Origin of the sequence: Cohnella sp. GCM10027633 (genome assembly GCF_042675445.1) — a bacterium.
Lineage (GTDB): Bacteria > Bacillota > Bacilli > Paenibacillales > Paenibacillaceae > Cohnella.
The window spans coordinates 24,166-46,034 of record NZ_JBHTGV010000003.1; the positions used below are offsets into that span (position 1 = coordinate 24,166).

Sequence of the window (21,869 nt, forward strand, 5' to 3'; positions counted from 1 at the left end):
ATAGCGGCACAATATGCCGCTAGCTGTTTCCATTCGTTTCCTTGCGATATTATTCTTCCGCGAACTCCGAATCGTCCTCGTCTTCATCGGCGGCGCTGCTCGCCGCGGAAGCCGCCTTAGCCTTAGCTGCAGAACTAAGAAGCAGCTCGCGAATTTGTGTCTCGATCTTCAGAGAAATGTCCGGGTGATCCTTCAAATACTGTTTCGCGTTCTCGCGGCCTTGGCCGAGACGCTCGCCGGAGAAGGAGAACCACGCGCCGCTCTTCTGCACGATATCTTGCTCCGCGCCGATGTCGATGATGCTGCCTTCTTTGGAGATGCCTTCGCCGTACATGATGTCCACGTCCGCTTGCTTGAACGGAGGCGCGACTTTGTTCTTCACGACCTTGATCTTCGTCCGGTTACCGACGACGTCGTTGCCTTGCTTGATCGATTCGACGCGGCGAACGTCGAGACGTACGCTGGCGTAGAACTTGAGCGCGCGTCCGCCCGGCGTCGTCTCCGGGTTGCCGAACATGACGCCGACTTTCTCGCGCAATTGGTTGATGAAGATCGCGATCGACTTCGACTTGCTGATCGCGCCGGACAGCTTGCGCATCGCTTGGGACATCAAACGCGCTTGCAGGCCGACGAACGAATCGCCCATGTCGCCTTCGATCTCGGCTTTCGGCACGAGCGCCGCGACCGAGTCGACGACGATAATGTCTACGGCGCCGCTGCGTACGAGCGCTTCCGCGATTTCGAGCGCTTGCTCGCCCGTATCCGGCTGCGAGAGCAGCAGCTCGTCGATGTTGACGCCGAGGTTTCTCGCGTAAATCGGGTCGAGCGCATGCTCGGCGTCGATGAACGCCGCTTGTCCGCCGTTCCGTTGAACTTCCGCGATCGCGTGGAGCGCGACCGTCGTCTTACCGGACGATTCCGGTCCGTACACTTCTATAATACGTCCGCGCGGGAACCCGCCGATGCCGAGGGCGATATCGAGCGCCAATACGCCGCTGGAGGACGTCTCGACTTGCAGATGGGCGTTCTCGCCGAGCTTCATGATCGAACCTTTACCGAATTGCTTCTCAATCTGGCGCAAAGCCATGTCTAATGCGGCGCGACGATCTGACAACACACCCACATCCTTATCCTTTAATAGTTTCATCATACCGCGTTTGCGGTCGTTTGCCAAGCATTTTGAGAACATCTGTTCGTTTATGAATCTATCATACCGCGTTTTCGAGCGTTTGCCAAGTCTTTCGAGAACGTTTGTTCGATTTTTCTCCGAAAAAAAACCGAAGCAAAGTTATCTTCGCCCCGGTTCTTCCGAAACTTTCAACAAAACTTTATCATAACCGACTGCGGATGACAAGCTTCCTTGAAAGACCATGTTTGACAGAATTGTGAACGCGCTAACTATTTAGTCTTGCCGTTTCCGGCAGCCAACGCCCTGACTCGACGGGATAGTGATGATAAGGTTTGTTCGGTACGTGCTCTTCTGCGGTATAGCGCCATGACACAGCGTTATTCCCCACAAAACGCGACACTCGCGGATTTAGCGCCATGACACAGCGTTATTTCGCACGAGACCCGACATTCGCAGATTTAGCGCCATGACACAGCGTTATTTCGCACGAGACCCGACATTCGCAGATTTAGCGCCATGACACAGCGTTATTTCGCACAAGACGCGACACTCGCAGATTTAGCGCCATGACACAGCGTTATTCCCCACAAAACCCGACACTCGCGGATTTAGCGCCATGACACACCGTTACTCTCCGCGAGATTCCCGCAAAGACGCGCGCCCCAACGCTCCCAGCCTCCCCGCCTGACGCAACGGGATAATGCCCATAAGGCGCTTGCCCAGCAGCGCCTCCCATAGTTTACCCCCGGCCCGTCAGCGCGAGCCACAGCAAGTACAGCGCCCGCTTCGACGCGCGAAGGCGGATGCCCTCGCGGTCGCCGGACAGCTGCAGCTGCGTCGTCCGCGTCTCCTTGCCCCGCTCCGCCAGCCCGATGTACACGAGGCCGACCGGTTTGCCTTCCGACGACGCCGGCCCGGCCACGCCGGTAATCGACACGGCGAAGTCCGCGTCCGCCAGCTCGCGCGCGCCCTCGGCCATCGCCGAAGCCGTCTCCGCGCTCACCGCGCCCGGCGCATCGTTGCCCTCGAGCAACGCCGAAGGAACCCCCAGCGCGCGGTGCTTCAGCAAGTTGCTGTAGCTCACCACGCCCCCGCGGAACGCGTCCGCGCTGCCGGGTACCGTCGTCAGCATCGCGGCCACCATGCCGCCCGTGCAGCTTTCGGCCAACGCGACCGTGCGGCGCTGGGACGCGAGCAAGCGAATGACCGCTGCTTCGATCGGAATATCTTCTTCCGCATAGAGATGAAGCGGCGTGCGTCCCCGGATTTCCATCAACGTCGGTTCCAGCTTGCGAGCCGCTTCCTCCTCGCCGGACGCCTTCGTCGACACGCGAATCGTTACTTCGCCTTCCGCGGCGTACGGAGCGATCGTCGGATCCTGCTGCTCGCGGATCAGATCGATCAGCAAGTCCTCGAGTCCCGACTCCCCGATGCCGGCGAATTTCAGCATAACCGAATGCAGAGCGTCCGCTTCGCCCATGAGCGACTTCAGCCATGTAGACCCGTCGTTCGCGAACATCGGTTTCATCTCGCGCGGCGGCCCCGGCAACAGTAAGTAGTGCGTCCCGTCCGCGCTAAGCGCGTTGCCGACCGCAAGACCCGTGTCGTTGCGCAGCGGCTCCGCCCCGTCGACGAGCAGCGCCTGGCGGCGATTGCTCTCGATGAACGCGCCTCCGCGGCCCGAGAACATCGACATGATCTTGTTCATCGTCGGTTCGTGCAGCGACACGCCCCGGCCGAGATACTCGGCGAGCGCGTCGCGCGTCAAATCGTCCATCGTCGGTCCGAGACCGCCGGTGAACACGAGCAGGTCCGCCCTTCCCCTTCCGATCTCGATCGCTTGGATCAATCGTTCCTTGTTGTCTCCCACCACGGTCTGATAATAAACATCAATGCCCAGCTCTGCCAACCCTCTCGACAGAAACTGGGCGTTCGTGTTAACGATCTGACCGAGGAGCAGTTCCGTGCCTACGGCAATGATCTCTGCTCTCATGCGTACGGTTGCACCTCGTTATGTACCCGAGACGAACGACACGATCAGTCGTTCACCGGAATCAAGTTTTTGTTCTTTACGAAATAGTCCACGCCGGAGTAGACCGTAATGATGACGGCCGCCCAGATCGTCACGACGTCGAAGCGAAGCTCGATGAAGTTGAACGGGAAGTTGTTGAGCAGAATGACGATGACCATCGTAATCTGCACCGCCGTCTTCCACTTGCCCCATTTGCTTGCCGCCATGACCGAGCCGTCGAGCAACGCGACTTGACGCAAGCCGGTAACGGCCCATTCGCGGCTGATGATGACGATCGCTACCCAGGCGTCCAGCTTATGTATTTCGACGAGCGAAATAAGTACGGCCGCGATCAGCAGCTTGTCGGCGAGCGGATCGAGCAGCTTGCCTAGATTGGTGACGATTTTGCGTTTGCGGGCGATGTACCCGTCCAAGCCGTCGGTGCTCGCCGCGATAATGAACAGCAGCAGCGCGAACACTTGGTTCCATGAGATCGAATAGTTGCCGATCGACAGATCGTTCACGTCCAGCTTCACGAGCAGGAAGAACGTCATGATCGGAACGAGAAAAATACGCGCAAGCGTTATCCGGTTGGCGAGGTTCACGCGATTCCCTCCCCTGAAAGCCCATATTCGTATGCGTGCGTGATGTTAACTAACTCTTGCATCGCTTCTATCCCCCAACCGTTCGTCCGTAACGATAACCCACATCAAAGTATAAACGAACGCTATATACGTGTCAAAAGCCGTCGTTTAGCGATAATTCGAGAATTGTAATTCGAGCGGCAGGCCCGCTCCGCGAAGAAGGCCCATGATGCTCTGGAGGTCGTCCTTGCTCTTGCCCGTCACTCGCAGTTGGTCTCCTTGAATCTGGCTTTTGACCTTCAGCTTCGAGTCCCGGATCAGGATATTGATCTTCTTCGCGTTCTCCTGATCGATGCCCTGTCTCAGCTTGATGACTTGGCGAACGGTGCCCCCGGAGGCGGGCTCGATCTTCCCGTAGTCCAGGTTCAGAATCGGAACGCCGCGCTTGATCAGCTTCGTCTGCAGGATGTCGATGACGCCCTTCAGCTTGTAATCGTCGTCCGAAGCCACGACGAGCTGCTCGTTCTCCAGCTTGATGTCGCTCTTGCTTCCTTTGAAGTCGAAGCGAGTCTCGATTTCCCGCATCGCTTGCGTGACCGCGTTGTTCACTTCCTGCATGTCCACTTTGGATACGACGTCGAACGAATATTCTGATGCCATTGCGCCAATCTTCCTTTCGCTTGCCCGAATTTTCTTCCATTATAGCACGATCGTTCCGTTCCTAAAAACGAAAAGCCCTCCGAAGAGGGCTCGATTGTCGTTATTCCGATTGCGCTTCTCCCGTCGCCGGCGTGAAGACGAACCTGCCCGCGGTGGGCTTGTCCCCGTCGTCGAACGGGACGCCGTCGATCTTGATCGAGATCCGGTCCGACCGGCCGGCGTTAACGTACAGCTGCTGGTCGAGCGGATAGCTGAGCGACACCGGAACGTCCTTCTCCGTGATCGTCTTGTTATAGAGGCCCTTGCCCTTCGCCACCGATCCCGGATACACGCCGAGCCAGACGTAGCCGGTTACTTCGACTTCGATCTTGCTGCCGCCCGTGACGGTATAGAACTGCTTGCCCGACTTCGTCTCCGTGAGCTCCACCCGCACAAGCGGCGGCGTCGGAGTCGGCGTTGGGGTCGGCGACGGCGTAGGCGTGGCGGTCATGCTCGGCGACGGCGTCGCCGTGTCGGACGTGATCGGCGGCGGGGTACCCAGCTCTTCCGGATCCGAGTCCTTCGTATTCGCGTAATAAATATAGATGACGGCGGCGATCAGAATCGGGAACGCCCACATGAGCAGCGACACCGCGACTTTGCCCCATCTGTCGTTATGCTGAACGCTGCGGCGCTTCGGCTGCATGCGCGGCTCGACCGATCCGATCTCGACCGAAGCCGACTTCGGCAGCTCCTTCTGGTACAGCCGCAACACTTCCTCGGCATCAAGCCCGACCGTCTCGGCATAGGTCTTCACGAACGCGCGGACGTAGAAGGAACCCGGCAGCACTTTGTAATCGCCGGTTTCGATCGCTTCCAAATACCGTTTGCGGATCTTCGTGAGTTCCTGGACATCGTCGAGCGAGTAGCCGCGATGCTCGCGCGCCTTGCGCAGCAGCGCACCCAGATCGGACATGACTTCACCTCCTCGATTATCAACTTCTATCGTTATGTAAGATTACAGGTCGTCGTCCATGCCGGCCGTCGTGAAGTTCTCGTACGAGATCTCTTCGTCCGGCGTATTGCGCAGTTCGACAATGAAGTCGAATACGTCGTAATCGAATTGGGATTCCCTGACGAAAATATCCGGATGCTCGATCACTTTCGTCGAGTTCATCGCCATCAGTTCTTGCAGCAGCGCGTAATGCTTCTCGTTCGAGCGGATCGTGCTCACGATGCCGTCGACGATGAACACGTTGTTCGGATTCATCTCTTCTTCCGACAGCTGGCTGCGTACCGTCTGTCTGAGCAACGTCGACGATACGAACGTCCAACGTTTGTTCGCGCAGACGCTGCCCGCGATGATCGATTCGGTCTTGCCGACGCGAGGCATGCCGCGAAGGCCGATCGTCTGATTGCCTTCGCGCTTGAACAGCTCTCCGAGGAAATCGACGAGGAGGCCGAGCTCGTCCCGCGTGAAGCGGAACGTCTTCCGATCGTCGGAATCCCTCTCGATGTAACGGCCGTGCCGAACCGCCAATATATCCGTCAGCCGCGGAGGCCGAATCGTGTTTACGGTAATATTCTCTACCTTGGTCAGCATCTTGCCGAGCAGTTCGATCTTCTCGTCGTCGTCCGTCTGCAGCAGCATGCCGCGCGTCCGGTCTTCCACGCCGTTGATCGTCAGTATGTTCACTTCCAGCATCCCGAGCAGCGAAGCGATATCGCCGAGCAAGCCCGGCCTATTCTTATGAATTTTATATTCCATGTACCATTGTTTAGGCTCCATCATTGCACCTCATCCGATTCAAGCGACGTCTTGCTGCGATTTTTTCGTCATTCTTTGTTATTCTACAACGCTCGCCGTTATCCTGCAAAATAAAACGATTTATTAATGCGAAAGTCCTATGCGGAACGCGAAATAACGCGCTTGCAAGCCATATCGGACAGAAAGCCTCCTTGCGGAGGCTTCCCGAATGATTGCGACTTGCGTCAGCTTTGATCGGCGAGCTTCACCATCAGCTTCGCCATCGTCTTCCGATCGCCTTCGTCCCCTACGTCCCACAGCTCTTTAAGCACGCGTTCCTCGTCGTTCTTCGGATCGACCTTCGCGTCGAGGAACGAACCGATCTCGTAAGCAAGCTTGGAGATCGCTTCTTCGTTGATGCCTAGCTTCTTGGCGGCGCTGACGCGGTCGCCCAAAAACTTCTTCCAAGTGTCGAAATCGCTGAGTACGGTTGACATGTAGCAGCCTCCTCGTGGTGGAACGGGATAAAAGCTCATCGATAATATGCGCCGGAATCCCCCGTTTTATGCGCCTTCCCCGTTCCAGCCGCCGTTCAAGCCGATCACTTGGCCCGTCACGTACGACGCATCGTCGGAGACGAGGAAGCGTACCAAGTCCGCGACTTCCTCCGGCTTGCCCAGCCGGCCGAGCGGTATCGCGGCGCGAAGGGACGCCTTGTCCGAATCGTCGAGAGAGGCGAGCATGTCCGTGTCGATCGCGCCGGGGGCGACCGCGTTGACCGTGACGCCGGAAGACGCCAGCTCCTTCGCCATCGACTTGACGAAAGCGTTCAACCCGCCCTTGGACGCCGCGTAGATCGCTTCCCCGGCGGCGCCGACGACGCCCCACAGGCTGGATAGATGGACGAATCTGCCCCTTCTGCCCCACGCCATCGCGGGACCGTACAGCTTCGTCAGATGGTAGGCGCTCTTCAGATGCAAGCCGAGAATATCGTCCAATAACGCCTCATCCGTCTCCTCGAGTAAGCCGTAATGCGCGACGCCGGCGCAATGAACGACGATATCCGGCATCCAGCCGTCCGCGTCGAGCATGGCCTTCATCTCGCGCAGCGAGGAGCCGGACCGGGCATCCGCGCGCACGGCGACCGCTCTGGCGCCCATGGAGCGGCAGCGCGCGGCCACCGCTTCCGCTTGTTCCCCGGCGGCGTAATATTGCACGATGACGTCGACCCCGTCCGAGGCGAGCCGCACGGCCACCGCGGCCCCGATCCCTCGGGAACCGCCGGTGACTAGCGCGACGCGCGTCAAGAAGGTTCGCCTCCGCTTCTTACGACCGCCACCGCCAATTGCTCCGGCCGCGCATGCTCGCGCAGCCTCGCGTTCACTTCGTCCAGCGTCAGGCTCTCGAACGCTTCGATCGACCGGAACAAGTCTCCTCCCTTGAAGCGGAAGCGCGTGAACTCGCTCGCGATCGCCTCCGGACTGTTCATCATGCGAAGCATCGCGCCGATCCGCTTCTTGCGCGTCCGCTCGAAGATCTCCTCGGGAATGCCCTTGGCGGCCGCTTCCACCATCGCTTCGGATACGCGCCGGACGAGCTCGTCGGGATCGCGCGTCTCGCCTCCGATGACGGAGAAGGCGTAGCCCGGCCCGGTATTGAACTCATGGCCGAAGTTGTCGCTGATCAGATTGTCGTCGTACAGCGATTGGTACAACGCCGAGCTCGAACCGATGAGCGCTTCGAGCATGATCTTCGTCGCGATCTCGAACCGGATTTGATCCGTGCCTTCCGGCGCCGGCGCATCCTTGAAGCCGAACATGCATTTCGGCAGCGATACGGGCAGATTGATCTCCTTCAGCTTCTGGTGCACGCCGCGCGGTTCCTCTTCGAACAAGCGGGCGATGTCGCCGCCTCCGCGGAACGTCTTGCCGGCTTGATCCCGCTTCACTTGCGCGAGCGTCTCCTCCGGATCGACGCCGCCGACGACGAACACCGTCATGTTCGACGGGTGGTAGAAGGCATAGTAGCAGTCGTACAGCATTTCCTTCGTGATCGACGTAACCGACTCGGCCGTTCCCGCGATATCGATATGGACCGGATGCTTCGCGTACATCGCCTCGTTCAAGCCGAAGTAGACGCGCCAGTCCGGATTATCGCGGTACATGTCGATCTCCTGGATAATGATCCCCTTCTCCTTGTCGACGTTCTCGTCGGTGAAGTACGGATTTTGCACGAAGTGCAGCAACGTATCGAGGTTGGCGGACACGTCCTTCGTCGCGGAGAACAAGTAGACGGTGCGGTCGAAGCTCGTATAAGCGTTGGCCGAAGCGCCTTGGGCGGCGAACTTGGAGAATATATCTCCCTCAGGCTCTTCGAACATCTTGTGCTCGAGGAAGTGCGCGATGCCGTCGGGCACGCGGATCGTCTCCCCGCCCGGCGGCGTAAAGTGGTTGTCTACCGAACCGTACCGCGTCGTGAACGTCGCGTACGTCTTCGTGAAGCCGGGCTTCGGCAGGACGAACACCTCGAGCCCGTTGTCCAGCTTCTCGTACCAGAGCTTTTCCTGCAAATTCGGATAGTCCAAGATCGGCATCTTAAGCCTCCTCCTTCCGGTCGCGCAAGAAGTAGATCGTGTCGAGCTTAACGAGATGCGAAGCGGCCGTCGCTTGCTCCGCCGTAACCGCTTCGATATCCGCGATGAAGCTTTCGCCCGTCCGCTCCACGCTAGAGAGCACGTTGCTGAAGTCGAACGAGATGCGTTCGAACGCCGAATCTTGAATTTCGCGCAGCTGGTTGACGATCATCGCCTTCGTCTTCTGCAGATCCGACTCCGCGAAGTCCCCGGCCCGAAGCGCGTCGAGCTGCTCCTGCATAATGCGCGAAGCCCGCTCGTAGTTCTTGATCTCGATGCCCGATTGCAGCGTCATGATGCCCTTGTGCCCGTCGAGCCTCGAAGAAGCGTAATACGCCAGGCTCGCCTTCTCCCGGACGTTGATGAACAGCTTCGAATGCGGGAACGCGCCGAGCAGGCCGTTATAGACGAGCAACGACGCGTAATCCGGGCTGCCGTAAGTCGAACCGACGCGCAGGCCCATATTCAGCTTGCCTTGCCCGACCTCGAGCCTCTCGACGATCGTCTGTATGTCGGCTCTCGCCGGCACGAGCTTCGGCGCCGCGTAAGACGCGGGCGTGCCGCCCGGCAAGTCGAACGATCGCTTGGCGAACGCCTCGACTTCCTCCAGCGTCGTGTCGCCCGCGACGTACAAGTCCAGGCTCGCTTCGCTTAACCACTTGCGGTACGCTTCGTAGAGCGCCGCGCCGTCCAAGGCGGCCAGCTCGTCTTTGCGTCCGAGCGCGGGAAGCCGGTACGGCTCGCCCTTGCACATCTCTTCGACGCACCGTTCCGACGCGTACCGGATTTTATCGTTGATAATGGCGTCGATTCGCTTGCTTACCGTCGTCTTCTCCGCTTCCACGTACTTCGAGCGGAATCGTCCGTCTTCCAGGGCGGGCGCCGTCAGCACCTCGCCGAGGAATCCGAGCGCCTCGCCGAGAAGCGATTCCTTCGCCGAGACGAACCGGTCGTTAATGATGTCCAGTCTGAACTGGACCACTTGGTTGTCGCCGCGCTTATACAGGTCGAAGCCGAAGCCTGCTCCGTACAGGTCGTCGAGCTTCTCGCGGAACGAGAGGGTCTCCGGGTACGATCTCGTACCCCGACGAAGCACGAAAGGGGTGAGCGCGATCGGCGTCACCCCGGACTCGGTAAGCGGTATGCCGGCGAACAACGACACGGCGAACGTCTTGAAGCGCTTGGTCGGCAGGACGTGCAGCCGCAGCCGGCCGAGCGTGCCTCTCTGGAACTGTTCAGACATTGTGATCATGCCCCTTATCAGTGAATTCGCGTCTTCGTCTCGCTGCGTTCAGCCCCATTCTAACCGATTGAACAAGCCGGAAGCAAATAGTGGAAATTTGTCCCCGCAACCCCGCTTACCGGCAGAAAATATGCTTTCCGATCGTCTTGTATTGCGGTCTCGTCCAGATCCATTTGGACGTCGCGGTTTCGGGGTTGAAGTAGTACAGGCAGCCGTCCGTCGGATCGAGTCCGCTGACCGCGTCCTTCACCGCTTTCAACGCGCTGTCGTTCGGGGTAAGCCAGATTTGGCCGTCCGCGACCGCCGTGAACGCGCCCGGCTGGAAGATGACGCCCGTCGCCGTATTCGGGAATTGCGACGATTTAACCCGGTTCAGGATTACCGCGGCGACCGCCACTTGGCCGATGTACGGCTCGCCTCGGGATTCTCCGTAGACGGCGTTCGCCATCATTTTCATATCCTTGTCCGTCAGGCCGAGATCATTGGAAGCCGGCAGCTTAGCCGACGATCCGGACGATCCCGAACCGGGCGAAGCCGTTCCTCCGCCGCCTCCCGGCAATTCCTCCGCGGTAGGCTTCCAGTTCTTCGTCGCGTTCCATAGCTTGAGCTTCGTTTTCGATCCGACGACTCCGTCCGACTTCAAGCCGAACTTCCATTGGAACCAGGTGACCGCGTTCTTCGTCTTCGCTCCGAAGACGCCGTCGACCTTGCCGTTGAAGTACCCTAACGCCTTCAGCCTGCCTTGCAGCTCGTAGATGTCCTTGCCCGTCGAGCCTTGCTTCAGCGTCGCCGTCCCGAACGTCTCCCGGCTCAGTCCGTGGTGCTGCAACGAATAGAGGCCGAGCAAGCCGAACATCAAGCACACGGTCAGAATGACCAGACGATAGCTCACTAGCGTTCACGCCTTTCTTATGTTTGTACTGGTTGGTCGTTCGCCCGTTAGTATGAGATAGGGCAATGCCTCTTATACCCAGTTCCTCGCGCGGAACGAAAAAGGCCCGCGATCCGGTATCGGATCGCAGGCCTTGCTGAAGGTTCTTAGGAAGGGATGCGTTGCTGATATTGCTCCATCGTCATGAGCACCTCGCGCGGCTTGCTGCCCTCGTAAGGGCCGACGACGCCTTTGGCCTCCATCGAGTCGATGAGCCTCGCGGCGCGGTTGTAGCCGATCCTCATGCGCCGCTGGAGCAGCGACACGGACGCTTGCTTCGCCTCGATGACGATCTGGACCGCCTGGTCGAACAGCTCGTCGAGGTCGTCCGCGTCGGCCGGCTCCGAATCGTCGATCTCCGGAACGAGATCCTCGTTGTATTCGGCTTCGGCTTGTCCGCGGGCGTAACCGACGACGGACTCGACTTCGCCGTCAGACAGGAACGCGCCCTGCACGCGGATCGGCTTGGACGCGCCCATCGGCAAGAACAGCATGTCGCCGCGCCCGAGCAGCTTCTCCGCGCCGACCATGTCGAGAATCGTCCGCGAGTCGACCTGCGACGACACGCCGAACGCGATCCGGCTTGGAATGTTGGCCTTGATGACGCCGGTAATGACGTCGACGGACGGACGCTGGGTCGCGATGATCAGATGGATGCCCGCCGCTCGGGCCATCTGCGCAAGGCGCGTTATCGCGTCTTCCACGTCGCCGGCGGCGACCATCATGAGGTCGGCGAGCTCGTCGACGATGACGACGATGTACGGCAGCACGCCGTCCGGATTGTCCCCGCTCATCATAAGCGCGTTGTAACCCTCGATATTGCGCGTGCCGGACTTGGAGAACTTCTCGTAACGCTTCTCCATCTCGACGACGATCTTCTTCAGGGCAAGCGACGCGCGGCGCGGGTCGGTGACGACCGGCGCGAGCAGGTGCGGTATGCCGTTGTATACGTTCAGCTCGACCATCTTCGGGTCGATCATCAGAAACTTCACTTCATCCGGCTTCGCCTTGTAGAGCAGGCTCGTAATGATGCCGTTAATGCAGACGGACTTGCCGGAGCCCGTCGCGCCGGCGACGAGCAAGTGCGGCATCTTCGCCAGGTTGCCGACGATCGGCTGGCCGGAGATGTCGCGTCCGAACGCGATCGTCAGCTTCGCCGCGGACTCTTGGAACGGCTGCGTCTCGAGCACCTCGCGCAGCGTGACGACGCTGACCTCGTTGTTCGGCACTTCGATGCCGATGGCGGATTTGCCGGGAATCGGCGCTTCCATCCGGATGTCCTTGGCGGCGAGCGCGAGCGCGATATCGTCCGTCAAGTTGACGATCCGGCTCACCTTGACGCCGACGTCGGGCTGCAGCTCGTAACGCGTTACCGCCGGACCGCGCGCCACGTCGAGCACCTTGGCGCGGACGCCGAAGCTCTCGAGCGTCGCTTCCAGCTTGCGGGCCGTGCTCATGTAATCGGCGGCATTGCCGGACTTGCCGGAAGAAGCCGGCTTGTCCAGCAGGTTCATGCCCGGCAGGCGATACGGTTTCGGCACTTTGCGCGGCGGCTTCGGTGCTGCGGCTGCGGCTGCGGTGCCGGTTGCGCTTGCGTTGGACATGTCCGCAACGGCCGCGCCGGACGTCGCGGCTTGAGCCTCCTCCAATCCCGGCAGGCGCTCCTCTTCGAAGTCGAGCTCGGCCTGTACGATCCGATCGGGAGCCGGCATCGCGTCGTCGTCCGCGTCGTCCGCGGCGTCGTTCCAAGCGTCGCTCGGATACGCCTGCGCGGCGAAATCCGTGAACCGCGGCTGCGGTTGGACGGGCGGCTGCGCAGGAACGGCCGGGGGAACCGGCGGTACGAATCCCGTCGGCGGCGCCGGCTCGGTATCTTCTTGGTATTGCGTCTCGATCGTCGGCTTCGCCTTCTCCGGCGACTGCCCTCTCCGTCCGAATCCGGACGGTTCGGCCTTCTTCGGAGAAGTCATCTCCACCGGCTCTTCGTCGTCCCATTGATCTTCATGAGAGGAGCCCGTCTCGCGCTCCGGCTTCCCGTGGAACAGCTGGAAGAATAGCGGCGTCTTCCGTTCCCTCGGCATAAGCGGCTGCTCGTCCAACGGATCGTCGTCCGGCTCGAGCGGAAGCGCCGGCATCGTCGCGGGCTTGCCCGCGCCTTTGACCGGAATCGCCTTCGCCCGGAGCAGCTTGCGGCCGGAAGAGAACCGCGCTGCGAGCAGCGGCATGACGCGCATGAGGAACAGCTTGACCGCGCGGCCCATCTCGACGTAAGAGCGATTCGTGATCAGCAACAGCGCGATCGCGAATTCGATGATCAGAACGAACTTGGCGCCGTAGTAACCGAACAGCCAGTAGAGCATCGAATATTGCAGCGCTCCGGTCATCCCGCCGCCGATCGCCTTCTCGGTAATCGCCGTGTCTTCCTCGGGCGGCACCGACCATAGCTGCTCCCGCAGCTGGTCCATCGTCTGGCTGACGATGCTCGAAGGCGTCACGGCGTCGATGACGCCGAGACTGTTGTCGATCGCCGCCATGGAGCTCCACAGCGTGAATCCCAACGCCACGATAATGAAGCCCGACCGGCGCGACGTCCAGCCGCGCGGCCAGGCGCGCTTCACCATCACGTATAAGCCGACCCAGATGCCGGCAAGCGCAAGCATGTAGTAATGGATGCCCAGCAGGAAGCCGAACAGCTTCGACAACGACCGTCCGACGGCGGCTTCCCCGGAGATGGCGATGACCGATAGCGTTATTAATAGAATGCCGTATACTTCGTATTTCAAGCTTGCTCCGAACGAAGCCCGCTTTTTTTTGCGTTTGGGCAAAGTTGCCACCTCCCGGTTCAACATTATACCACAGTTGACCCGCGGTTGGCAGACGTTACCGGGACGTTATAACCCGGGCATCTCTTGTACGGTATCGCTTACAATCGGCAGTCGGGCCGCATAATAGATCGTTCGTCCCGGCGTATATTCGGGGCTAAGGTACCTCTCCAGCGGCGCCGACAATAACCGTACGATCGTGCCGACGCCTGGCGCGGTCGGCATGACCTGCATCGTCATGCCGTCGTGGTCGATCTCGACGAACGGTCCCGGCTCGTTCTGCATGCCGTCGAGCACGAGCTCGAGCGGCATCGTCGTATAGAGGGTCATCCTGCCGTTACCCCCTCCGGCTTGGGCGCTTTGCGCTCGGCGATTCGCCGGTTCAGCTCCCGAAGCGCGTCGCCGAGTCCGCCGACCGCGTGAATGAGCCCGTGCTTGACCGCGTCCGCGCCGATGACCGTCGTACCGATGTCGCGCGTCAGCTCGCCCGTCTTGAACATGAGCTCCTTGAACGTCTCCTCCGTTACCTTCGAATGGCGGGTAACGAAGCGGGTGACGCGCTCCTGCATTTTCTCCAAATATTCGAACGTCTGCGGCACGCCGATGACCAGACCCGTCATGCGAATCGGATGAATCGTCATCGTCGCCGTCTCCGCGATGAACGTGTAATCCGCCGATACGGCGATCGGCACCCCGATCGAATGGCCCCCGCCGAGCACGACCGTTACGGTCGGCTTGCTGAGCGAAGCGATCATCTCCGCGATCGCGAGTCCGGCCTCCACGTCGCCTCCGACGGTATTGAGCACGATGAGCAGCCCTTCGATTTTCGGATTCTGCTCCGCCGCGACGAGCTGCGGAATGACATGCTCGTATTTCGTCGTCTTGTTCTGCGGAGGCAGCATCAGATGTCCTTCGACTTGCCCGATAATCGTCAAGCAGAAGATGTTCGATTCGCCCGGCGGCAGCGGCGCCGTTCCGAGCTGCACGATCGACTCCGTCGCGGCCGCGGCTTTCCGCGTTTCTTCCGAGGGGTTCGGATTCGTCGTGCTCGGAGCAGGCTGCTCCCCGGTCGCGTCTCTCTTGTCCTTGTCGCTCAAGATGATCCCTCCATCGTTACGGTCGAATAGCTTGACATAGTATGGACGGCAAGGGAGCATTTATACGGCATGCCAACCGTTATTATCCTATTCGAACCGCAAACAAAAACCGTTCATCGAGTCGCTGGGCGACCGATGAACGGCTTCGATGAGTGTGGGGTGTTCTGTTTCTTTATACTTCCATGATGATCGGCAAGATCATCGGCCTGCGTCTCGTTTGCTCGTACAAGAATCTGCCGAGCGCGTCTTTGACGTTCGTCTTGAGCGACGCCCACTCGTTGACGTTGTCGTTCATAAGCTTGTGCAGCGTACCGGTTACGATCCGGTTCGCTTCTTCCAGTAAGCCTTCGGACTCTCTCACGTAGACGAAGCCGCGCGAGATAATGTCCGGACCGGACAAGATCGTGCCGTCTTGCTTGCTCAGCGTGACGACCACGACGAGAATGCCGTCTTGGGACAACAGCTTCCGGTCGCGAAGGACGATGTTGCCGACGTCGCCGACGCCGAGGCCGTCGATAAGGACGTTGCCTGCCGGAATTTTGCCGGCTTTGCGCCCTTGGCCGTTCTGGAATTCGACCGTGTCTCCGTTATCGATCAGGAAAATATTTTCCTTCGGAATGCCCACCGCTTCGCCTAGCAAGCCGTGGTGGCGCAGCATCCGGTATTCGCCATGGATCGGAATGAAATATTGCGGCCGAATCAGGTTCAGCATCAGCTTCAATTCTTCTTGGCTGCCATGGCCGGATACGTGTACGCCGGAAATCGAGCCCGGACCGTAGATCACGTGGGCGCCGAGGCGCATCAATTCGTCGACCGTGCGGCCGACGTAACGCTCGTTACCCGGGATCGGGGTAGCGGCGATGACGACGGTATCGCCAGGCAGGATGTCGACTTTGCGGTGCGTCGATCTTGCCATGCGCGTAAGCGCGGACATCGGTTCGCCTTGGGAGCCGGTCGACAGAATGACGACGCGGTCCGCCGGCAGCTTGTTCACTTCCTCCGGCTCGATAAGCATGCCTTCCGGAATGTTCAAGTAACCGAGCTCGGAAGCGATCGTCACGACGTTCACCATGCTGCGTCCGATGACGGTCATCTTGCGGCGAGTTTCCATGGCGGCGTTAATGACCTGTTGGATCCGGTGCACGTTCGAAGCGAAGGTCGCCACGACGACGCGTTGCTTGGAGCTGCGGAAAATCTCTTCGAATTCTTTGCCGATGTTGCTCTCCGACGGCGTGAATCCCGCGCGCTCCGCGTTCGTGCTGTCCGACAGCAGCGCGAGCACGCCGCGGCTGCCGATGCCTGCCATCCGTTGCAAGTCCGCATACTGCTCGTTCACCGGCGTATGGTCGAACTTGAAGTCGCCCGTATGGACGACGATGCCTTCCGGCGTCTCGAGGCATACGCCGACCGAGTCAGGAATGCTGTGGTTCGTGCGGAAGAAGCTTGCTTTCATCGAGCCCATCTGAAGCTCCGTCGCTTCGTTGATCAGATGGCGCTTCGTATCGCCTAGCAATCCCGCTTCCTTCAGCTTGTTCTCGACGAGGCCGAGCGTCAGCTTCGTTCCGTAGATCGGAACGTTCAGTTGTTTCAGAATGTACGGAAGGCCGCCGATATGGTCTTCGTGGCCGTGCGTGAGCAGAATTCCCCGTACTTTATCGCGGTTCTCGATTAAGTAAGTAATATCCGGAATGACGACGTCGATGCCGAGCATCTCTTCCTCCGGAAATTTAAGACCGGCGTCTACGACTACGATGTCGTTTGCATACTGGATGCAATACATGTTTTTGCCGATCTCACCTACGCCGCCGAGCGCGAAAATGAGCAATTTGTCTTGGTTGTTCTTCTTGGACAAGTCTAGTACCTCCCGAATCATCTCGACGATCCCGTTCGATATGAAATTATCAATTTGCAAAATATTGGCCGCACCCAATCACTCTCAACCATTATACATGAAGCAACTCCGCAAAAACAAGTTCGCGCATACAGGATTTGCCACAGCAAAAAACCGATATCCTCCGGACATCGGCTTCGCTGTAAGGGACTTGGGCGGCGGCCGACGTTAATCCGATCGTTATGCTTTGATTAGCGCTTGAATGAAGTCCGCCTCTGCCTCGTTCGCGAGAACGAGCGGCAATCTTACGCCGCCGACGGGCAAACCGCGCAACCCGAGGGCATGCTTGACCGCGACCGGATTCGGTACCGGATGCGGACAGTTGAACAGCCCTTTGAAGTACGGAAAGCATTGTTGGTTCAGTGCGATCGCCCGATTCACGTCGCCCGCGAGATACGTCTCGATAAGCTCCTTCATCTGCGCGCCGATCATATGGCTCGCGACGCTGACGATGCCGTAGCCGCCGACGGACAACACCGGAAGCGTGACCGCGTCGTCGCCGCTGTAGACGACGAAGCCTTCCGGCGCGGCTGCGACGATCTCCGTCACTTGCTCGAGCCCCGCGCATTCCTTCGTCGCGAATATATTCGGAATTTGCGCGAGACGAAGCGTCGTCGCGACCGAGATCGACGTAACCGTGCGCGACGGTACGTTATAGATCATGATCGGCAAGCTCGTCGCATCGGCGACGGCCTTGAAGTGCTGGTAAATGCCTTCTTGATTCGGCTTGTTATAGTAAGGAGCCACGAGCAGCGCCCCGTCCACGCCGACTTCTTCGGCCTTCTTCGTCAGCATGACGGAATGGGCCGTCTCGTTGCTTCCCGTTCCCGCGATGATCTTGCAGCGGCCGGCGGCATGCTTCACCGCGAACCGGAACAGCGCGACCTTCTCGTCGTCGGTAAGCGTCGGAGACTCTCCCGTCGTCCCGCTGACGACCAAGCTGTCGGATTTCTGTACTTCTATTAAATAATCCATTAATCGGCCCGTCGTGTCCCAATCGATGTTCAGTTGTTCGTCGAACGGGGTAACCATTGCCGTAATCAGACGCCCGAAACTCATTCGATCTTCCCCCTTGTTCCCCATCGCCTAGGCGATATGCAGCCCGAATGCGGCATGCAATGCCTGCAGCGCCGCCGCAAGATCGGCCTCTGCGATGAGCACCCATATCGTTGTATTGGAATCCGCGGATTGCAGTATCGAAATGCCCGCGGTCGTGAGCGCCTCCACGATGCCCGCCATGACGCCCGGTTCTCCGTTCATGCCTCCGCCGATGAGCGACACTTTCGCGCAGCCGCGGCGTACGAACGGTTCGAAATCCAGGGCTCGGAGCAGCTTCACCGCCATGTCCGTATCGCTTGCCGGGACCGTATAATGAACCCCGGCGGGCATGACGTTGATGAAGTCTACGCTTATGCCGTGAGTCGCCATCGCGCGAAAGACGCGAAGCTGCAGCTCGGACGGACCGTTGTCGCTATGGACCGCAAGCTGAGTAACGCCGCTGACGTGGGCGAGCCCCGTAACCGTCCGATCGGTCCATACGCCTTTCTCCCGCATCGTCTCCGAGCGGGTCACAAGCGTTCCTTCGCCGTCCGAGAACGTCGATCGCACGCGTACGGGCACGCCCGCCTTCATCGCGATCTCCACCGCCCTCGGATGAATGACCTTCGCTCCGTTGTTCGCCATGTTGCTGATCTCTTCATAGCTGACGATCGGCAACTGGCGCGCGCCGGGCACCCACCGCGGATCGGCGGTCAAGATGCCGTCGACGTCGGTGTAGATGTCGACGATCGAAGCGCGAAGCGCAGCTCCTAGCGCCGTCGCCGACGTGTCGCTGCCGCCGCGTCCGAGCGTCGTCGTCTCCCCGTGCTCGGTCATTCCTTGGAAGCCGGCGACGATGACGACTCGGCCCTCGGCCATATGCTGGCGAACCGCATCGGCCTTAATCCGCAGAATCCGAGCGGCGCCGTACCTTGCGTCCGTCACGATGCCTGCCTGTCCTCCGGTCAAAGCGACCGCCGGAATGCCTTCCGCGATCAGCAAGCTGCACAGCGTCGCCGCGGAGATCAATTCGCCGCAAGACAGCAGCAAATCCCTCTCCCTGGCGGGCAACGCATTGCCGTTGTTCCTGATCAACTCCAGCAGCGAATCGGTCGCGTAAGGCTCCCCTCGCCTTCCCATCGCCGATACGACGACGACGATCGAGCGTCCCGCATCGCGTTCGCGGACAATATGACGGAGGACGTGGCGCCGACTTTGTTCGTCGGATAGCGACGTCCCACCGAATTTTTGCACGATCAGGTCCATCTTCTCTTCCTCCACTCGGAGCGGAACCGTTAGCGGGAAGAAGGTAGGAACGCTGCTGCGATTTGTTCTATTATTGTTGCGGTATCGCGATGTACTCGGCGATCTGAACCGCGTTCCATGCCGCGCCCTTGAGCAGGTTGTCGGAGACGATCCACAGATTCAAACCGCGCGGGTTCGAGATGTCGCGGCGTACGCGGCCTACGAACGTCTCGTTCTTGCCGGCCGCGAATGCCGGCATCGGATATTGCTGTCCCGCAGGGTCGTCGAGCAATACGAGTCCCGGCGCATCGGATAGCAGGTTCTTCACTTCATCGACGTCGAAGTCGGACTTCAATTCGACGTAGACCGACTCGGAGTGACCGTATACGACGGGCACGCGCACGCAAGTCGCCGTAACTTCCAGCGTTTCGTCGCCCATGATTTTCTTCGTTTCGCGGATCATCTTCATCTCTTCGAGCGTGAAGCCGTTGTCCGTGAACTTATCGATCTGCGGAATGACGTTGAAGGCGATCTGATGCTTCACGGGCAGGGAAGCGGACGGAAGAATGTCCGGTTTCGGATCGTTGCCGTCCAGCACTTCGCGGGATTGGCGAAGCATCTCGCCGATCGCTTTCGCGCCGGCGCCGGATACCGCTTGGTACGTGGATACGATGATGCGGCTGATGCCGTAACGGTCGTAGAGCGGTTTAAGGGCCGCGACCATCTGGATCGTCGAACAGTTCGGATTCGCGATGATTCCCTTGTGCTCGCTGATCTTGTCGATATTGACTTCCGGAACGACGAGCGGCGTCTCCGGATCCATGCGGTATGCGTTCGTATTGTCGATGCATACGGCGCCGTGGGATACGGCATGCGGAATAAGCGCCTTGCTGACGTCGCCGCCCGCGCTGAACAACGCGATATCCACGCCCTTGAAGCTATCCGGCGTCGCTTCTTCTACAATGAACTCCTTGCCCTTGAAAGCGATCTTCGTTCCCGCGGAACGCGCGGAAGAGAGCAGCTTCAAGCTGGCAAGCGGGAAGTTGCGTTCGTCTAGTAATCTGATGATTTGTTCCCCAACGGCGCCGGTCGCTCCCACGACGGCAACGTTAAACAACGTTTGTGTCGACATATTGGTCCTTCTCCCCTCGGGTGCTGCGAATATATCTCAAGCGTATAGGAACCGCTCAATGAGCAAAGGTTGCAATTGTTTGCCTTGCAGCGCCGCTTCGCACGTCTCCAGAACGAGATCCATGCGCGCGACGAGAGAATTCGGCTTCGCCTGCGGGTTATCTTGGCCGAACGGAACGAAGTAGATGTTCTTCGTGACGAGCAGCTTGGCGATGTTCGCGGCATTAAGGCCGAGTCCGTCGTTCGTGGAGATGGCGAGCACCAGCGGACGTCCGTTGCGCATCTGCGACTTCGCGGCCATGAGCACGGGACCGTCGGTCATCGCGTTCGCCAGCTTGCTCGTCGTGTTGCCCGTGCAAGGGGCGATCGCCAGAACGTCCAGCCTCTTGGAGGGCCCGAGCGGTTCGGCTTCGACGATCGTCGAAATGATGTCGTTGCCGGTAATATCCTTGAGCGCCTTCTGCCAATCTTCCGATTTGCCGAATCTCGTATCCGTCGTCATGATCGTCGAAGAGACGATCGGCACGACGGACGCGCCCGCATCGATGAAGCGCTGGATTTGGGGCATGATCTCCGCGAGCGTGCAATGCGAGCCGGATAAGGCGTATCCTACCGTTAATCCTTGCCAATTCATGGTTGATTCCCCCGTAGTCGGATGTCTTCCAGAACGATCTGGATCAGACTGTTCGCGATGATGCGACCCGCCGTCTTCGGTGCCACGATACCCGGCAATCCGGGTGCCAACAGCGCCTTGATTCCTCGCTTCTCGGCGAACCTGAAATCGGTTCCTCCGGGCTTCGAGGCCAGGTCGATAATACATGCGCGCAGGGGAAGTTGTGCGATCACTTGTGCTGTGACTATCATAGTCGGAATTGTGTTAAAAATCAAGTCGATATTCCCCGCCAGACGCGCGATATCAGGCATATAGAACGGCTCGAAACCGGCTTCGAAAGCGCGCGCGAACGATTCGTCCCGGCGCACGCCGACCTTCACTCGAGCCCCTAGCGCATGCAGCGTCCGAGCCATCGTGAAGCCGGTTCGTCCGAGGCCGAGCACCATGCAATTCGAGTTGTGGATCGTAATATCGGTGTTCTGAATCGCCATCATGAGGGCGCCTTCGGCCGTCGGAATCGAGTTGTAGATGGCGACGTCGTCGCGCTCGAACAGTTCGACGAGTTCGATGTGATGCTTCTCGCATAGCTTCTTCAAATAAGGCTTCGCCATGCCGGTGACGACCTTGCATGTCTTGGGAGCAGCCGATAGATGGTCATCCGTCAGCTTCAGTTCAAGATCGGTGAATATGGTCGAGATCGTCCCGGCGTCGTCGGTGCCGACCGCGGGAAGCACCAATGCGTCGGCTGCTTCCAAGATGTCGGGCGTCCAATCCGCTTTGACTACGCCGCTGTAAGGCGTATCCAGCCTATCGAAGCCGCATAGCGTGACCGATGCGTCGAGCTCGGTCAGGCGGCGGATCACCTCGAGCTGCCTCGCGTCGCCGCCGGCGAGTACGATCTGCGCTCCCGTGAGCATCGTGTCCCCTCCCTTCGTTTGCTTGCTTATGCATAGATCATCGTATGCATGCGCCCAGCGAGGGGTGAAGGGACAGCGCATTGTGTGTGTCTTGTGGGGGTGACGCGGGATACATCCCCTTACGCAGCTGTTACGGCCGTGAAATCCGAATGGAGAGACCAAGGTGATTTCACGTCCGTAAAGGCTGACGCTTCACTCT

General features: G+C 59.5%; 20 protein-coding genes. All 20 read right to left on the reverse strand.

Annotated elements, in window-relative coordinates; genetic code table 11:
* Positions 1 to 49: 49 nt before the first annotated feature.
* The 20 genes from recA to dpsA all read right to left on the reverse strand — a co-directional run bounded on the left by recA (position 50) and on the right by dpsA (position 21,670).
* Complete coding sequence (recA, locus tag ACFQZG_RS09180; protein ID WP_378151660.1) at positions 50 to 1,114, reverse strand: recombinase RecA; 1,065 nt, start codon at positions 1,112 to 1,114, stop codon at positions 50 to 52.
* Positions 1,115 to 1,868: 754 nt separating this feature from the next.
* The gene (locus ACFQZG_RS09185) at positions 1,869 to 3,122 is read right to left on the reverse strand and encodes a competence/damage-inducible protein A (RefSeq protein ID WP_378151662.1); all 1,254 of its coding nucleotides are present in this window, start codon (positions 3,120 to 3,122) and stop codon (positions 1,869 to 1,871) included.
* A gap of 44 nt (positions 3,123 to 3,166) precedes the next feature.
* Positions 3,167 to 3,745, reverse strand: coding sequence for a CDP-diacylglycerol--glycerol-3-phosphate 3-phosphatidyltransferase (gene pgsA, locus ACFQZG_RS09190; RefSeq protein ID WP_378151664.1), 579 nt, complete (start codon positions 3,743 to 3,745; stop codon positions 3,167 to 3,169).
* A 147-nt stretch (positions 3,746 to 3,892) separates the two neighbouring features.
* On the reverse strand, positions 3,893 to 4,384 hold the full coding sequence (locus ACFQZG_RS09195) for a YajQ family cyclic di-GMP-binding protein (RefSeq protein ID WP_378151666.1): 492 nt from the start codon (positions 4,382 to 4,384) through the stop codon (positions 3,893 to 3,895).
* Positions 4,385 to 4,484: 100 nt separating this feature from the next.
* Complete coding sequence (locus ACFQZG_RS09200; RefSeq protein WP_378151668.1) at positions 4,485 to 5,339, reverse strand: helix-turn-helix domain-containing protein; 855 nt, start codon at positions 5,337 to 5,339, stop codon at positions 4,485 to 4,487.
* A gap of 42 nt (positions 5,340 to 5,381) precedes the next feature.
* Positions 5,382 to 6,152, reverse strand: a complete 771-nt coding sequence (locus ACFQZG_RS09205; RefSeq protein ID WP_378152540.1) for a DUF3388 domain-containing protein — start codon at positions 6,150 to 6,152, stop codon at positions 5,382 to 5,384.
* A gap of 203 nt (positions 6,153 to 6,355) precedes the next feature.
* Entirely contained in the window at positions 6,356 to 6,607 is a 252-nt protein-coding gene (locus ACFQZG_RS09210; RefSeq protein WP_378151670.1) for a DUF3243 domain-containing protein, read from the reverse strand.
* A gap of 66 nt (positions 6,608 to 6,673) precedes the next feature.
* On the reverse strand, positions 6,674 to 7,417 hold the full coding sequence (gene ymfI / locus ACFQZG_RS09215) for an elongation factor P 5-aminopentanone reductase (protein WP_378151672.1): 744 nt from the start codon (positions 7,415 to 7,417) through the stop codon (positions 6,674 to 6,676).
* Complete coding sequence (gene yfmH, locus ACFQZG_RS09220) at positions 7,414 to 8,703, reverse strand: EF-P 5-aminopentanol modification-associated protein YfmH (RefSeq protein ID WP_378151674.1); 1,290 nt, start codon at positions 8,701 to 8,703, stop codon at positions 7,414 to 7,416. Before yfmH ends, ymfI begins: the two co-directional genes overlap by 4 nt.
* 1 nt (position 8,704) lies before the next feature.
* Positions 8,705 to 9,985, reverse strand: a complete 1,281-nt coding sequence (gene yfmF / locus ACFQZG_RS09225; RefSeq protein ID WP_378151676.1) for an EF-P 5-aminopentanol modification-associated protein YfmF — start codon at positions 9,983 to 9,985, stop codon at positions 8,705 to 8,707.
* Between the two features lie 115 nt (positions 9,986 to 10,100).
* Positions 10,101 to 10,877 carry a spore cortex-lytic enzyme gene (sleB, locus tag ACFQZG_RS09230; protein WP_378151678.1) on the reverse strand — a complete coding sequence of 259 codons (777 nt, stop codon included), beginning with the start codon at positions 10,875 to 10,877 and terminating at the stop codon, positions 10,101 to 10,103.
* 146 nt (positions 10,878 to 11,023) lie between these two features.
* A complete protein-coding gene (locus ACFQZG_RS09235; protein ID WP_378151680.1) occupies positions 11,024 to 13,741 on the reverse strand; it encodes a DNA translocase FtsK in 2,718 nt (905 codons plus the stop codon).
* Positions 13,742 to 13,807: 66 nt separating this feature from the next.
* Positions 13,808 to 14,068 carry a YlzJ-like family protein gene (locus ACFQZG_RS09240; RefSeq protein WP_378151682.1) on the reverse strand — a complete coding sequence of 87 codons (261 nt, stop codon included), beginning with the start codon at positions 14,066 to 14,068 and terminating at the stop codon, positions 13,808 to 13,810.
* The gene (locus tag ACFQZG_RS09245; protein ID WP_378151684.1) at positions 14,065 to 14,835 is read right to left on the reverse strand and encodes a ClpP family protease; all 771 of its coding nucleotides are present in this window, start codon (positions 14,833 to 14,835) and stop codon (positions 14,065 to 14,067) included. Before ACFQZG_RS09245 ends, ACFQZG_RS09240 begins: the two co-directional genes overlap by 4 nt.
* Positions 14,836 to 15,007: 172 nt before the next feature.
* Entirely contained in the window at positions 15,008 to 16,687 is a 1,680-nt protein-coding gene (locus tag ACFQZG_RS09250; RefSeq protein WP_378151686.1) for a ribonuclease J, read from the reverse strand.
* Between the two features lie 219 nt (positions 16,688 to 16,906).
* The gene (gene dapA, locus ACFQZG_RS09255; protein ID WP_378151688.1) at positions 16,907 to 17,785 is read right to left on the reverse strand and encodes a 4-hydroxy-tetrahydrodipicolinate synthase; all 879 of its coding nucleotides are present in this window, start codon (positions 17,783 to 17,785) and stop codon (positions 16,907 to 16,909) included.
* Positions 17,786 to 17,812: 27 nt separating this feature from the next.
* Complete coding sequence (gene dapG / locus ACFQZG_RS09260) at positions 17,813 to 19,030, reverse strand: aspartate kinase (protein WP_378151690.1); 1,218 nt, start codon at positions 19,028 to 19,030, stop codon at positions 17,813 to 17,815.
* Between the two features lie 70 nt (positions 19,031 to 19,100).
* Positions 19,101 to 20,141, reverse strand: a complete 1,041-nt coding sequence (locus ACFQZG_RS09265; RefSeq protein WP_378151692.1) for an aspartate-semialdehyde dehydrogenase — start codon at positions 20,139 to 20,141, stop codon at positions 19,101 to 19,103.
* 36 nt (positions 20,142 to 20,177) lie between these two features.
* On the reverse strand, positions 20,178 to 20,774 hold the full coding sequence (locus ACFQZG_RS09270; protein ID WP_378151694.1) for a dipicolinate synthase subunit B: 597 nt from the start codon (positions 20,772 to 20,774) through the stop codon (positions 20,178 to 20,180).
* On the reverse strand, positions 20,771 to 21,670 hold the full coding sequence (dpsA, locus tag ACFQZG_RS09275; protein ID WP_378151696.1) for a dipicolinate synthase subunit DpsA: 900 nt from the start codon (positions 21,668 to 21,670) through the stop codon (positions 20,771 to 20,773). Before dpsA ends, ACFQZG_RS09270 begins: the two co-directional genes overlap by 4 nt.
* Between the last annotated feature and the right edge of the window lie 199 nt (positions 21,671 to 21,869).